Source organism: Nocardioides sp. GCM10030259 (assembly GCF_042666375.1).
Classification (GTDB): domain Bacteria; phylum Actinomycetota; class Actinomycetes; order Propionibacteriales; family Nocardioidaceae; genus Nocardioides.
The window spans coordinates 180,206-194,533 of record NZ_JBHTDF010000006.1; the positions used below are offsets into that span (position 1 = coordinate 180,206).

Below are 14,328 nucleotides of genomic sequence, written 5' to 3' on the forward strand. Positions count from 1 at the left end.
GGATGCGAATGGAGTCCGGGCCGACCGGTGTCGTCGAGGAGAGCCACCGGCCGGCCCGGAGATCGGTCAGCCGAGCAGGGCCTGCGCCTTCTCGTCGGCCTCGGCCAGCAGCGCGTCGATGTCGGCGCCCTCGTCGGTCAGCACCTTCTGCACGACCGAGTCGAGGATCGCGTAGACCTCCTGCGTGTGGGCCGCCGGCTCGGGCACGAGCGCCTGGTCGAACACGCCCTCGGTGAACGACGTCATCTGGTCGCGCGGCACGTTGACGTACTCCGCCTTGGCGTCCTCGACGGTCTGCCACGTCTCCTCGTCGAAGATCGGCAGGGTCGGGGTGCCGATCGGCTGGTCGCTCTCGGCGAGGACCTTCGCGTCGGCGACCGCGGCCTCGGGGTCGTAGTTCTTGCGCTCCCGGTAGAAGTCGTTCCACTTCACCGCGGCCTCCTGCTCCTCCGCCGTGGCCTTCGCGCTCACGGCCGCGACCGAGCCGCCGCCGAGGATGCCGGCTTCGGAGCTGTCGCCGAGCGGCAGCGCCGCGAGGCCGTACGACGCGGAGTCGACCTGGTTGGTGGTCACCAGGGCGTTGTAGACGTCCGATCCGGACATGTACATGCCGACCTTGCCGGCGGCAAACGCCTCGTTGATCGTGCCCCACTCGAAGTTGGTGTTCTTGCCCATCGAGTCGTCGTCCCACCGCATCGACTGCAGCAGCTCGAGGCCCTCGCGGGTCGCGTCGTTGTCGATCGAGGCCTCGGTGCCGTCCTCGGACTCGATCCGGCCACCGAGTGCGTAGGTGAGCGTCGTCAGCATCCAGCCGCCGGTGTTGTTGGTGGACATCTGGACGTAGCCGGCCTTGCCGGTGGCGTCAGCGATCGCGTCGGCGGCCTCGCGGACCTCGTCCCAGGTGGTCGGCGGCGAGTCGGGGTCGAGGCCTGCCTGCTCGAACAGGTCGCGGTTGTAGTGCAGGCCGACGCCGTACACGTCGGTCGGCAGGCCGTAGATCTTGCCGTCGGTGCCCTGCGCGGCCGCGAGGACGCTGGGGTTGAAGTCCTCGGCGTACGGCAGCTCGTTGACGTACTCGGTGACGTCGGCGATCTGCTGCCGCTCGGCGAGGCCCTTGGTGTCGGTGAAGGGCACCCGGAACGACGTCGGCAGCTGGTTGCCGGCGAGCTGGGTGGCGAACGTCTCGGCGTTCCACTCCCACTCCACCGGCTCCACGACGATGTCGGGGTTGTCCTTCATGAACGCCTCGGCCTGCTTCTCGACCGCGTCGATCGTGCCCTGCTCGTCGCCGGGCCGCCAGCCCTCGACGGTGATGTGCACCTTGCCGTCGCTCTCCTGTTCCTGGTCGTCGCTGCCGCAGGCGGCGGCGAGCACGGACACGGTGGCGAGGGAGGCGATGGTCGCCAGCGCGGTGAGGCCGCGCCGTCGGTGGTTCCTCATGGGTGACTCCTTGGTGGACGACCCGGGTCTCCGGGCCGAGCGGGGTGGATGTGGTGATGCGGGTGGTGCGGGCTGGTCAGCCGAGGTCCAGCCAGGCCGTGGCGTCGGCCGGGAGCCGTCCTCCTTCCAGCGGTGCGCTGCTCAGCAGGACCTGCGCATGGCGCGGCAGGTCGACCGGGCCGCCCGAGAACGCGGTGACGGAGACGAAGCGCTCGCCGCGGCCGAACGCGATCACGTCCGGGCCGAGGTCGAGCCAGGCGAACCGACCGCCGCCGTCGCCCGAGCCGAGCTCGGGCCGGTCCCGGCGCAGCCGCAGGGCGGCCCGGTAGAGCGCCAGCATCGAGCCGAGGTCGCCGGCCTGGGCTGCCGCGGTCCGGTTGCCCCAGCCGGCGGGCTGGGGCAACCAGGTGCCGACGAGCCGCGGGCTGAAGCCGTACGGCGGCTCCGTGCCCGACCACGGGAACGGCACGCGACAGCCGTCCCGGCCGGGGTCGACGCCTCCCGAGCGCGCGTGCATCGGGTCCTCGACGCGGTCGGGCGGGATGTCGGCCTCGGGGAGGCCGAGCTCCTCGCCCTGGTACAGGTAGAACGCCCCGGGCAGCGCCATCGCGAGCAGCGCGGCCGCACGGGCCCGCCGGGTGCCGAGCTCGAGGTCGGTCGGCGTGCCGAACCGCTTGGTCTCGAAGGCGAACGCGGTGTCCTCGCGGCCGTACCGCGTCACCGGCCGCGTGACGTCGTGGTTCGAGAGCACCCAGGTGGCCGGGGCGCCCACGCGGTCGTGGACGTCGAGCGTCTGCTCGATGGAGACGCGCAGCGCCTTGGCGTCCCAGGGCGAGGCCATGAAGTCGAAGTTGAACGCCGAGTGCAGGACGTCCGGGCGCAGGTAGCGGGCGAACCGCTCGGCGTCGGGCAGCCAGATCTCGCCGATCAGCACCCGGTCGGGGCCGTAGGTCTCCGCGATGCGGCGCCAGGACCGGTAGATGCCCTGGAGGTCCTCGCGGTCGACGTACGGGTGCTCGCCGTGGTGCGGGGTGCCGGGCACCTCGGGGAGCCGCTCGTCCTTGGCGACCAGGGCGGCGGAGTCGATGCGGATGCCGGCGACGCCTCGGTCGAACCAGAAGCGCAGGATCTCCTCGTGCTCGATGACGACGTCCGGGTGGCCCCAGTTGAGGTCCGGCTGACCGGGCGCGAACAGGTGGAGGTACCACTGCTCGGGTACGCCGTCGGCCCTGACGACCCGCGACCACGCGGGGCCGCCGAACTCCGAGGTCCAGCCGTTGGGCGGCAGCTCCCCGTGCTCGCCGCGTCCGTCGCGGAACCAGAACCTCTCGCGCTCCGGCGCTCCCGGCCCGGCGTCGAGCGCGGCGCGGAACCACGTGTGCTGGTCGGAGACGTGGTTGGGGACGACGTCGATGATCGTGCGGATGCCGACGGCGGCGGCGTCGCTGATCAGGGCCTCCGCCTCGGCGAGGTCGCCGAAGAGCGGGTCGATGGCGCGGTAGTCGGCGACGTCGTACCCGCCGTCGGCCATCGGGGACGGGTACCACGGGGTGAACCAGAGGGCGTCGACGCCGAGACCGGCCAGGTAGGAGAGCCGGGTCCGGACGCCCGCGAGGTCACCGGTCCCGTCGCCGTTCGCGTCGGCGAAGCTGCGGGGATAGACCTGGTAGATGGCGGCTCCGCGCCACCAGTCGCGGCCGGCGGCGTCGGGGTCGGTCAGGTCGGGGGTGGTCACGCGCAGCGGCCTCGGCTTTCCCGGTCGGTGCACCACGGCACCGGCGGGTCCGGCCGGCTGTGGCGGTCGTCACGGACGGGACGACGGCCGGAACGCTAGGAGGGCTTGCAGGTCGCTGCAAGAACTCGACAGGACGTAATTACCTTCCAGATCCTGCAAGCGACGACGCCGCGCTTGCGGGCCGGGTGGACCTCCGCACCACCAGCTCCGGCTCGAACAGCAGCTCGTCGCCGGTGGGCTCCTCGCCGCGGAGCTGCGCCAGCAGCGCGGTCACGGCCGCGCGGCCCATCGCCTCGATCGGCTGCCGGACGGTGGTCAGCGGCGGCTCGACGGCCGACATGAAGGCCGAGTCGTCGTACCCGATGACGGACACGTCCTCGGGGACCCGGAGGCCGGCCCGCCGCACGGCCTTGATCGCGCCGAGGGCGAGCGGGTCGCTGGCGCAGACGAGCGCGGTAGCGCCGCGGCCGATCAGCCTCGTGGCCGCGGCCTGACCGCTCTGGAGCGCGAACTGGGTGTGGGCGACCAGGTCGTCGGCGAGCGGTGCGCCGTCGGCCGCGAGGGCTGCGCGGGCCGCCTCGAGCTTGCGGACCGAGGGCTGGTGGTCGCGCGGACCGAGGACGAACCCGATGCGCTCATGACCGAGCGAGCGCAGGTGCTCGAGGGCCTGCTCCACCGCGCTCGCGTCGTCGCACACGATGCGCGGGAAGGGGATGTCGTCGATGCCGGCGTTGAGCAGGACGACCGGCAGCTTGCGCCGCGCCAGGCGGCGGTAGTGCTCGTGGTCGGCCTCGGCCTGGCTGTAGAGCCCGCCCGCGAAGATGATGCCGGCGACCTGCTGCTGGTCGAGCAGCATGTCGACGTACGCCGCCTCCGCGCCCGCCTCGTTGATCTGGGTGCAGAGCACCGGCGTCAGGCCGTGCTGGGCGAGCAGCGACCCGACCACCTCCGCCAGCGCGGGGAAGATCGGGTTTTGCAGCTCGGGCAGCACCAGGCCGACGAGCCGGGCGCGCTCGCCGCGGAGCTTGGTCGGGCGCTCGTAGCCGAGCACGTCGAGCGCCGTGAGGACCGTCTCCCGGGTCGCGTCGGAGACCCCGGGCTTGCTGTTGAGGACCCGGCTCACGGTCGCCTCGCTGACGCCGGCGCGCGCCGCCACCTCGGCCAGTCGTCTCGTCATGCCGCCGACGGTAGCCGCTTTCGGCTGCAAGTGCGGGCTGGACGCTGCAAGAACTGGACAGCCATCTGCTGGAAGCGTCGCAAGATCCCGCACGACCTCGCGGCGCCCGTTATCGAAATGTGTCCTCCCGCCGGGCACCGGGCCAGACCGGCCACCGTGACCGGGGGAGCGAATGGGGGAGCGAATGGGGCAGATGCCCGCTGTGGGTGGCCCCGCCCGTACCGAACCCTGAACGGGCCGTCGGCACGAGGCCGGCGGCTCACACCAGGAGGAAGTGCCATGCAGAGGTTCCTGATCGAGCGGGAGATCCCGGGCGCCGGCGCGCTCAGCCCCGCCGAGCTGGCCGACATCGCCCAGGCGTCGAACGAGGTCGTCGAGTCGCTCGGGGTGCCCTACACGTGGGTCACCAGCTACGTCGCGGGGGACAAGATCTACTGCCTCCACGAGGCGGACGACGCCGAGGCCGTCCTCGAGCACGCCCGACGCGGAGGCTTCCCGGCCAACACGGTGTCGGTGGTCGCCAACGAGTTCGGCCCACACTCAGCCGCTCGCGAAGGGGTCTGATCGGGCCAGAGCCAGCGCGTCCGCGCCGTGTCACAATCCACGCCATGGGCGCGGACGCGCTGGAGCTGGCCGCCCTGCCGAGCGCTCTCACACCGTTCATCGGCAGGTCCTCCGAGCGCGCCGCACTCGCCGAGGTGGTCCGTGCGCACCGTCTCGTGACCGCTACCGGGCCCGGCGGCGTCGGCAAGACCCGCCTGTGCCTGGCGGTCGCCGAGGACCTGGCGGTCGAGCTCAGTGAGGGCGTCGCCTTCGTGGACCTGGTGACGGTGACCGACGGCGACATGGTGGTCGCCGCGATCGCCGACGCCGTCGGGGTGCCCGAGCGCGCCCGCGCCACGCGTCTGGAGGTGCTGACGGCGACGCTCCGGCACCGACGGGTGCTCATCGTCCTCGACAACTGCGAGCACCTGCTCGGCGGCGTGCGGACCGCGGTCACCGACCTGCTCGGCGCGTGTCCGGAGCTGCGGATCCTCGCCACGAGCAGGATCCGGCTGCTCCTGGCCGGCGAGACGGTGTTCGCCGTACCCGGGATGTCCGTCGACGACGGCGACGCCGTGGCCCTCTTCGAGGCGCGGATGGCGGCCAGCGGGGGCACCGGGTCGCTGACCGGCGAGGACGTCGAGACCGTGCGCACCATCTGCCGGCTGCTCGACGGGATGGCGCTCGCGATCGAGCTCGCCGCGGCGCGCGCGCCCAGCTTCGGGCTCGACGGTCTCGGTCTTGCCCTGCGCCGGGGCCACGACGTCCTCAGCTACGGGCACCCGACCGACGACCGGCACGGATCCCTGCGGGCCGCGGTCGACTGGAGCTACCACCTGCTCGACGAGGACGAGCAGGCGGTCCTCCGTGCGACGGCGGTGTTCGCGGCGCCGTTCGACCTGGCCGCCGCGGAGCGCGTGGCCGGCCGATCCGCGGCCGGACTGCTCGACGTGCTCGCCCTGCTCGTCGACTGGAACCTGCTGAGCCTGCGGCCGAGGTACCCGACGAGGTACCGGATGCTCGAGACCATCCGCCAGTACGCCGTCGAGCGGTCGGCCGAGCTCGGCGAGGTCGACGCGATCCGTGCCCGGCACCTCGACTGGTGCCGGGCGCGGCTGCGCGACCTGGTGGGCCGCATCCCCGGCGACGCCACGTGGTGCGCGGAGCTGGACCTCGTCGTCGACGACGCCCGCGCGGCCCTGGGATGGGCGGCGTCGCCGGAGATCGCCGACCTGCTGGCGACCGCGGTCTTCGAACGCGGTCGCCCCGGAGAGGCCCAGCAGCGCTTCGTCCAGGTCGCCGAGCTCACCGACTCGCCCGCCCAGCGGCACGAGGCACTCTTCCGGGCGGCGCGGGCCGCGCTCGCCAGGTACGTGGGCAGTGAGGCCGTCGAGCTGTGCGAGCGCGCGGCAACTGCGGCCGTGGAGGGCGGTGACGACGTCGCCGCCGGGCTGTACCTCTGTCACGTCGCGACGTGGTGGCACCGACACGAAGGCACGATGAACCGGCCGGCGGACGGTCTCGAGACCGACGCCCTGCTCGCCCGGGCGCGGGAGCTCGGCGCCGGCGCCCCGGACGTGGAGGCGGCGATCGTCGTGGCCGAGGCCGCGCGCGGCGACCGGCCCCGCGTCGTTGCCGACTCCCTGCACGCCGTCGACGTGGCGCGCTCCGTGGACGACCCGTTGCTGCTGGACAACGCCCTCGACCAGCTCTGCGCGGCGCACCTCGAGGCCGGTGACCTCGAACCGGCGTACGACGCGGTCGTCACCCGCTTCGCCGGGCTCGCGAGCGTGCCGGTCGACGCGGTCAGCGGCATGGACCATGCGGACGCCAGCCTCATGGGGGCGCACGTCTGCCTGGCGTCCGGGCTGCTCCGCGAGGGGCTCGCGCACGCCGACAACCTCGCCGCCCTGCCGTTCCTCCGCGAGGAGCCGCAGATCGGCCTGGCCCGGAAGCTCGAGCTCAAGGCGCTGGCGGGCCGGTTCGAGGACGTGCTGGTCGACGCCGTGGCGTTCCGCACCACCTGGGAGCGTGCGGGCCGACCGGTCGTGAACAACTTCGCGCCGTCGGCGTACGCCATCGCGATGGTGCTCGGCGTGCTCGGCGACGACGCCGGGCGCGAGGAGTGGGTGGCGCTGACGCGCGAGCTGTCGCGGGACCCGCGCGCCTGCGACGACCCCGACCTCGTCTGGCCGGCGGTCCTCGATGCCGTCCACCTGCTGCACCGCGGCCGGCCCGATCACGCCCTGGCCCGCCTGACCTTCCCACCCGACGTCCTGCCGCCCGGGCAGTGCTGGCACCAGCACCTCTGGCTGGCGTGGTACGCCGCCCTGTGGGCCGAGGCCGGCGTCCTGACGGACGCACCCGACCTCGAGGACCGGCTGGCTCGGGCCACTCGCGCCGCCCGCGGCAACGGGATCGCGGAGCTGATGATCGGCCGGGCCGCCGCGCTGGCGCGTGGTGTGACGGACGGCTTCGCGTCGATCGCCGAACGGTTCGAGGCGCTCGGCTGCCCCTTCCAGGCCGATCGCACGCGTGCCCTCGCCGGACCATCGGCCGCCGAGGCGGACGTGCCCGCGGTTCTCGCCGCCCTCAGCGCCCGGGAGCGCGAGGTGCTGGCCCTGGTCGCCGCCGGTCGCAGCAACCCCGAGATCGCCGCGGCGCTCTTCATCAGCCGCAAGACCGCCGAGCACCACGTGTCGAGCATCCTCACCAAGCTCGATGTGACCAACCGGGCGGAGGCGGCGGCGCTGGCCGGGCGGGTCGGAATCGGCGGCGCGTGAGCGTCCCGCAGGCAGCTCGCTGCGGATAGGTTCACCTCGTGGCCACGACCCCGACGACTGATCGGTCGAAGGGACGCGCCGGGTTCGTGACCGGCCGGGTCGCCGCGTGGCGCGCCGGGAGCTCCGGCGGCCAGGCGTGGGCGCTCGGCGCGCTGCTCGTCGGGGTCGGCCTCTCCCTCGTGGTCTCGCTGAGCCGCTACGAGCTGATGCCGCTCACGGCCTACTTCGTGTGGCTGCTGCTCGGCGCGATCCTGCTGCGCTTCCGGCAGCTGCTGGTGCTCTGCGTCGTGACCCTCGCCGCCGCACTCGTCGCCGTGGTCGAGGCGGGGCCCGTCACCGGGGTGCGAACCAGCGCCGCGATCTCGTTGGTGCTGGGCGTGCTGCTGCTCCTCTACCAGTCGAGCAGGAAGCGCAGCGGGCTGCCCGGCGGGCTCGGCGAGGCGATGCTGGCCGACCTCCGGGACCGGCTCCAGGCACAGGGCAAGGTGCCGCCCCTGCCGCCCGGCTGGGAGTCGCAGTCGGCGATGCTCGCCGCTCACGGCGCGGGGTACGCCGGGGACTTCCTCGTCGCCGACCTCGACGACCACGGTCGGCACCTCGAGATGATCCTCGTCGACGTCTGCGGCAAGGGCGTGGATGCCGCCACCCAGGCACTGCAGTTCGCCGGCGCACTCGGCGGCCTGATCGGGGCGCTGCCGCCGCAGGCGCTCCTCGAGGCGGCCAACGGGTTCCTGCTGCGGCAGCTCTCGGACGAGTCGATCGCCACCGCGGTGCACGTGATCGTCGACCTCGAGACCGGCGCCTACTCGATCACCAGCGCGGGACACCCGCCCGCCCTTCGGTGGTCGCACGGGACGCGGGAGTGGGAGGTGGACAACTCCCGGGGCACCGCGCTCGGCGTCACCCGCCGCCCGGAGATGCACAGCTCCACGGGCGTGCTGGACCCCGGCGACGCGCTGCTGTTCTACACGGACGGCGTCGTCGAGTCGCGGACCACCGCGCTCGACGACGGCATCGAGTGGCTGCGCGCCGCCGCGCGGGACGCCGTCGCCGCGGGCTTCGGGGGAGCGGCCCGGCGGATCGTGCGGCAGGTCCCGCGCGGCGACGACGACCGGGCGGTGCTGATCCTCACGCGCCAGTGACGGTCAACCACTGGAAGCTCAGGGGAGGGCGTGGCGCTGCTCGTCGGTGAGCTCGATCCAGACGGCGCGGGCGCTCGCCACGATCCGGCCGCGGTCGTCGAGCAGCGCGCTCGCCGTGTGGTGGGAGCGGCGCCCCGTGCGCCGGGTCCACCCGACCGCGACGTACCTCGCGTCGATCCGCACGTCGTCGATCCGGTGCACCGACAGCCAGCCGAGCAGCGCCATCCGGGAGGTCCCCTGCAGCGCCGACGGGTAGGACACGCAGTCGAGGGCGCCCCAGACCTGCGGGGCGGTCGCCAGCCCGTGCTCGGCGCCGTGCTCGGCGACCGGGAGGTACGGCGCCGCGAACACCGCCGGGTGGTTGTCGAGGGGACCGGGCGTCACGCCGAGGCCGTCGCGACGCTCGGGTCCGCAGACCACGCAGTCGGACAGCGCGTGCCGCACGTGCCGCCACGGGTGCCGCTCGCGGGCGCGGACGGCCTCGCCGTACGACGGGCGCAGCGGCGGCTCCTCGACGAACCTCTCGCCCGGCGCCACCGTCGCTACCACGGCGTCGCCGTGCCGCACGACGACCGAGCCGTCCGCATCGGGGAGGGCTTCGAGCGGCGTGTCGAGGGGGACCAGGCTGCGCAGGGAGACGACCGCGGGGCCGGACAGCAGGCCGGCGAGGACGCCGGCCGAGAAGCCGCCGTTGCCGAAGCCCACGGGTCCGTTCCAGCGGCCGTCGACGGTGACGTGGACGGGGACTGCAGGTGCGGATGTCATGGCACGAGTCCACCGCTCCGAGTGAGGTGTCCACATCGCCGCTCCCGGCCAGATACTGATGGCCCGATGCGGCCACGGTCCCGACCCCGGAGCCGGCCGGCGAGGCGGAATAGTCGGACCCGATCATCAGTTAGGGCGGGTGATTCGGATTTCAACAACCAGATCAGGGAGATGAGTGGCCATGCAGTTCGGCATCTTCACCGTCGGAGACGTGACGGCGGACCCCACGACGGGGCGGACGCCGACGGAGCACGAGCGGATCAAGGCCACGATCGAGATCGCGAAGAAGGCCGAGGACATCGGCCTCGACGTGTTCGCGACCGGTGAGCACCACAACCCGCCGTTCATCGCGTCCAACCCGACCGCGACGCTCGCCTACATCGGCGCCAAGACCGAGAACATCATCCTCTCGACCGCGACTACGCTGATCACCACCACCGACCCGGTGCTGATCGCGGAGGACTACGCGAAGATCCAGCACCTGACGGACGGCCGCGTCGACCTGATGATGGGCCGCGGCAACACCGGCCCGGTCTACCCGTGGTTCGGCAAGGACATCCGGCAGGGCATCAACCTCGCGATCGAGAACTACGCGCTGCTGCGCCGGCTCTGGAGCGAGGACGTCGTCAACTGGGAGGGCCGCTTCCGCACGCCGCTCCAGGGCTACACCTCGACTCCGCGGCCGCTCGACGGCGTCGCGCCGTTCGTGTGGCACGGCTCGATCCGCAGCCCCGAGATCGCCGAGCAGGCGGCGTACTACGGCGACGGCTTCTTCCACAACCACATCTTCTGGCCGGCCGGCCACACCCAGCAGATGGTCGACCTCTACCGCCGCCGGTTCGAGCACTACGGCCACGGCGCGTACGACGAGGCGATCGTCGGCCTGGGTGGGCAGTTCTTCATGCGGAAGGACAGCCAGGACGCGGTGAACGAGTTCCGCCCGTACTTCGACAACGCCCCGGTCTACGGGCACGGCCCGTCGCTGGAGGACTTCACGGAGGCCACGCCGCTGACCGTCGGCTCGCCCCAGCAGGTGCTGGAGCGCACGCTCGGCTTCCGCGACTACGTCGGCCACTACCAGCGCCAGCTCTTCCTGGTCGACCACGCCGGCCTGCCGCTCAAGACGGTCCTCGAGCAGCTCGACCTGCTCGGCGAGATCCTCCCCGAGCTGCGCAAGGGCATGGCGGAGGGCCGCCCGGCCAACGTGCCGGACGCCCCGACCCACGCCTCGCTCGTCGCCGCCGCTGGCGGTGCCAAGGACTCGACGGTGTACGCCGAGGCGGACAGCGCGACCGGCCACCGGGCCGAGGACGCCCCGGACATCACGGAGCAGGCTGAGGAGGTGACGGCATGACGTCGCTCGTCGTCGTCTCTGCGGGGCTCTCGAACCCGTCGTCGACCAAGCTGCTCGCCGACCGGCTCACCGCCGCGACGGTGGACGCGCTCGAGGACGTCGAGGTCACCCACGTCGAGCTGCGCGACCTGGCCCACCAGCTGACCGACCAGCTCCTGACGGGCTTCCCTGCCCCGGAGCTGGCGGCGGCCGAGGCGGCGGTCGCCGCGGCCGACGGGATCATCGTCGTGACGCCCGTCTTCTCCGCGTCGTACTCCGGCCTCTTCAAGACGTTCTTCGACGTCCTGGAGGCCGGGTCGCTCGACGGCACGCCGGTCCTGGTCGCGGCCACGGCCGGAACCGCCCGGCACTCGCTGGTGCTCGAGCACGCGCTGCGCCCGCTCTTCGCCTACCTGCACGCGATCGTCGTGCCGACCGGCGTCTTCGCAGCGACCGACGACTTCGCCGGCACCGACCTCGACGCGCGCATCAACCGGGCCGCCGGTGAGCTCGCCACGCTGATGGGCAAGGTCAAGCGGGTCGACGCCGCGACGAAGCGGCGCACGGTCGATGACGAGCTCGCCGAGCCCACGCCGTTCGAGGAGCTGCTGCGGAGGGCGTCGCAGGGCTGACGTGGTCGAGGACCCCACCGGGTCTCGACACGCGGGTCGCGACTTCGCAAGCTCAGTCGCGCCGCTTGCTCCTGCGTTGAGCCTGTCGAAACGACCACCAACAGCGAGTCCGCTGGCGCGTCCTCGCTCAATGCCGGTACGTCCCGTGGACGATCGCGCGGGCGGCGGTCTTGAACGCCAGGTTGAAGGAGACGACCGCGGGCGAGGCGTCGGAGTCGACGCCGAGCGAGTCCTCCTTCACGGCGTGCACCACGAAGAAGTACCGGTGCACCTGGTCGCCCTGCGGCGGCGCCGCGCCCATGAAGCCCTTCGCGCCGCCGTCGTTGCGGCACATGAACGCGTTGCCCGGCAGGTCGGCGCCCTCGGCGCCCGCGCCGACGTCCAGCGACGTGACGTCGGCGGGGAGGTCGACGAGCACCCAGTGCCAGAAGCCGCTCGGGGTCGGGGCGTCGGGATCGAAGCAGGTGACGGTGTAGCTCTTCGTGTCCGCCGGAGCGCCCTCCCACGACAGCTGCGGGGAGGTGTTGCCCTCGGCGGCCACCTGGTCGTCCTTCAGCGGCTGGCCGTCGGTGACGTCGGCGCTGGTCACCGTGAAGGACGGTACGGCGGGGAGCAGGTCGTACGGGTTCGGGCTCACCGGGCGGTCGAGGCTCATGGTGCTCCTATCGCATCGAGGCTGTCGGACCGAACCTAGTCCGGTCGGCGAACCCGTGCCCAGTGCCGGCCGGGCCCACACGGGATGATGTGCGGGTGGACGACTTCGCGACGTACCCCTCCGGCCTGCGCCTCGCCGACCGACGCGTCGTCGTGGCGGGCGGCGGCCACGTGGCCCAGCGGCGGGTGCCGGCGCTGATCGCTGCCGGGGCCGACGTGCACGTGGTGTCGCCGGAGGTCACCCCGGCGATCGAGGGCCTCGCCGGCGGCGGCGAGGTGACCTGGCACGCACGCGGGTTCGAGGCCACGGACCTCGACGACACGTGGTACTGCATCGCGGCCACCGACGACCACGACGTGAACGAGGCCGTCTCGGCGGCGGCGGAGGAGCGACGGGTGTTCTGCGTGCGCTCCGACGACGGCACCCGCGCGACGGCGTGGACCCCGGCCACCGGACGGCACGACGGCGTCACGGTCGCCGTGCTCTCCAACCGCGAGCCGCAGCGCTCGGCGCGGATCCGCGACGAGGTCGTCGAGCAGATGCGGGAGGGGACGATCGCGGCCCGCAAGCAGCGGGAGCGTACGCCGGGCGTCGTGCTCGTCGGAGGCGGCCCGGGTGACCCGGAGCTGATCAGCATCGCCGGCCGCAAGGCGCTGATGGACGCCGACGTCGTCGTCGCGGACCGGCTCGCGCCCCGCGAGCTGCTCGGTGACCTGTCCGCCGATGTCGAGCTGATCGACGTGGCGAAACTGCCGCGCGGCCGCAGCGCGCAGCAGGAGGAGATCAACCGGGTCATCGTCGAGCACGCTCTCGCCGGCAAGCGCGTCGTGCGCTTCAAGGGTGGCGACAACTTCGTCTTCGGCCGCGGCTACGAGGAGGTCATCGCCTGCCGCGAGGCGGGCGTGCCGGTCACCGTGATCCCCGGGCTGACCAGCCCGGTCGCCGTACCTGCCGTCGCGGGCATCCCGGTGACGCACCGGGGCGTCGCCCACGAGTTCACGGTGATCTCGGGCCACCTGCCGCCCGGCCACCCCGAGTCGCTCACGGACTGGCCCTCCGTCGCGTCCATGAGCGGCACCGTCGTGCTGATGATGGCGGTCGAGAACGCGCCCGCGATCGCCGCCGCCCTGGTGTCCGGTGGTCGCCCCTCGGAGACCCCGGTCGGGGTCGTCTGTGACGGCACGATGCCGGGGGAGCGGACCGTGCTCGCGACGCTCGGCACCCTGGCGTCCGTGCTCGAGGCCGAAGGCGTGCGGCCCCCGGCGATCATCGTCGTCGGCGCCGTCGTGGCACTGGCCCACCCGGAGGCCTTCGCCTGATGGCGACCCTGGTCGAGATCGCCGACCCGGCCGACCCCCGGCTCGCCGACTACCGCGACCTGCGCGACGTGTCGCTGCGCAAGCACGTCGAGGCCGAGCACGGGCTCTTCCTGGCCGAGGGGGAGAAGGTCGTACGCCGCGCGGTCCAGGCCGGCTTCCGGCCCCGGTCGTTCCTGATGGCGCCGCGGTGGGTCGACGGCCTCGCGCCCGAGCTGTCGTCCTCGGACGCACCCTGCTACGTCATGTCCGAGGCACTGATCGAGTCCGTGACGGGCTTCCACGTCCACCGCGGCGCCCTGGCGTCGCTCGAGCGGCTGCCGCTGCCGCCGGTCGCATCGGTGCTGGACGGCGCGCGGTCCGTGCTGGTGCTCGAGGACATCGTCGACCACACCAACGTGGGTGCGATCTTCCGCTCCGGCGCCGCGCTCGGCTTCGACGCGGTGCTGCTCGCGCCGCGCTGCGCCGACCCGCTCTACCGCCGCTCGATCAAGGTGGGGATGGGCGCGGTCTTCTCGACCCCGTGGACCCGCCTGCCCGACTGGCACGACGCGCTGCCGTCGCTGTCTGCCCTCGGCTTCACCACGGTCGCACTGACGCTCGCGCCCGACGTCGTACCCATCGAGGACGCCGTCGCCGGCCTCGACAAGGTCGCCCTGGTCCTCGGCTCGGAGGGGCACGGCCTCTCGCCCCGCTGGGAGCAGTCCGCCGACCGGCGGGCGATCATCCCCATGGCGGCCGGCATCGACTCGCTCAACGTCGCCGCCGCCACGGCCGTCGCCTGCTACGTGACAGCGCGGCGATGAG

The 14,328-nt window shown here is 73.0% G+C and carries 12 protein-coding genes; 7 read left to right on the plus strand and 5 right to left on the minus strand.

Features of this window, described 5'->3' with window-relative positions; translation table 11 throughout:
* Positions 1-66: 66 nt before the first annotated feature.
* The 3 genes from ACFQQI_RS07695 to ACFQQI_RS07705 all read right to left on the minus strand — a co-directional run bounded on the left by ACFQQI_RS07695 (position 67) and on the right by ACFQQI_RS07705 (position 4,352).
* The gene (locus ACFQQI_RS07695; protein WP_378560380.1) at positions 67-1,440 is read right to left on the minus strand and encodes an ABC transporter substrate-binding protein; all 1,374 of its coding nucleotides are present in this window, start codon (positions 1,438-1,440) and stop codon (positions 67-69) included.
* Between the two features lie 76 nt (positions 1,441-1,516).
* Positions 1,517-3,175, minus strand: a complete 1,659-nt coding sequence (locus ACFQQI_RS07700) for a glycoside hydrolase family 13 protein (protein WP_378560383.1) — start codon at positions 3,173-3,175, stop codon at positions 1,517-1,519.
* A 139-nt stretch (positions 3,176-3,314) separates the two neighbouring features.
* The gene (locus ACFQQI_RS07705) at positions 3,315-4,352 is read right to left on the minus strand and encodes a LacI family DNA-binding transcriptional regulator (RefSeq protein ID WP_378560386.1); all 1,038 of its coding nucleotides are present in this window, start codon (positions 4,350-4,352) and stop codon (positions 3,315-3,317) included.
* 279 nt (positions 4,353-4,631) lie between these two features.
* Between ACFQQI_RS07705 and ACFQQI_RS07710 the strand changes: the two genes are divergently transcribed.
* Genes ACFQQI_RS07710 through ACFQQI_RS07720 form a run of 3 tightly spaced genes read left to right on the plus strand, consistent with a single transcriptional unit; the run spans position 4,632 to position 8,820 of the window.
* Positions 4,632-4,916, plus strand: a complete 285-nt coding sequence (locus ACFQQI_RS07710) for a DUF4242 domain-containing protein (protein WP_378560389.1) — start codon at positions 4,632-4,634, stop codon at positions 4,914-4,916.
* Between the two features lie 44 nt (positions 4,917-4,960).
* Complete coding sequence (locus ACFQQI_RS07715) at positions 4,961-7,678, plus strand: LuxR C-terminal-related transcriptional regulator (protein ID WP_378560392.1); 2,718 nt, start codon at positions 4,961-4,963, stop codon at positions 7,676-7,678.
* 38 nt (positions 7,679-7,716) lie between these two features.
* Entirely contained in the window at positions 7,717-8,820 is a 1,104-nt protein-coding gene (locus tag ACFQQI_RS07720) for a PP2C family protein-serine/threonine phosphatase (protein ID WP_378560394.1), read from the plus strand.
* Positions 8,821-8,838: 18 nt separating this feature from the next.
* Here ACFQQI_RS07720 and ACFQQI_RS07725 read toward each other — a convergent pair whose 3' ends face one another.
* Entirely contained in the window at positions 8,839-9,585 is a 747-nt protein-coding gene (locus tag ACFQQI_RS07725) for a hypothetical protein (RefSeq protein ID WP_378560397.1), read from the minus strand.
* Positions 9,586-9,766: 181 nt separating this feature from the next.
* Between ACFQQI_RS07725 and ACFQQI_RS07730 the strand changes: the two genes are divergently transcribed.
* The gene (locus ACFQQI_RS07730) at positions 9,767-10,939 is read left to right on the plus strand and encodes an LLM class flavin-dependent oxidoreductase (protein ID WP_378560400.1); all 1,173 of its coding nucleotides are present in this window, start codon (positions 9,767-9,769) and stop codon (positions 10,937-10,939) included.
* A complete protein-coding gene (locus tag ACFQQI_RS07735; RefSeq protein WP_378560403.1) occupies positions 10,936-11,550 on the plus strand; it encodes an FMN reductase in 615 nt (204 codons plus the stop codon). The genes ACFQQI_RS07730 and ACFQQI_RS07735 overlap by 4 nt, the downstream gene beginning before the upstream one ends.
* A 127-nt stretch (positions 11,551-11,677) precedes the next feature.
* On the opposite strand, the gene ACFQQI_RS07740 is transcribed toward ACFQQI_RS07735, so the two are convergent.
* Positions 11,678-12,205: a YbhB/YbcL family Raf kinase inhibitor-like protein gene (locus tag ACFQQI_RS07740; protein ID WP_378560406.1), complete on the minus strand. Its 528-nt coding sequence runs from the start codon at positions 12,203-12,205 to the stop codon at positions 11,678-11,680.
* Positions 12,206-12,300: 95 nt separating this feature from the next.
* On the opposite strand from ACFQQI_RS07740, the gene cobA reads away from it, so the two are divergent.
* Positions 12,301-13,524 (plus strand): uroporphyrinogen-III C-methyltransferase, encoded by a 1,224-nt coding sequence (gene cobA, locus ACFQQI_RS07745; protein ID WP_378560409.1) that lies wholly within the window; start codon positions 12,301-12,303, stop codon positions 13,522-13,524.
* A complete protein-coding gene (locus ACFQQI_RS07750; protein ID WP_378560412.1) occupies positions 13,524-14,327 on the plus strand; it encodes a TrmH family RNA methyltransferase in 804 nt (267 codons plus the stop codon). Before cobA ends, ACFQQI_RS07750 begins: the two co-directional genes overlap by 1 nt.
* Position 14,328 lies beyond the last annotated feature (1 nt).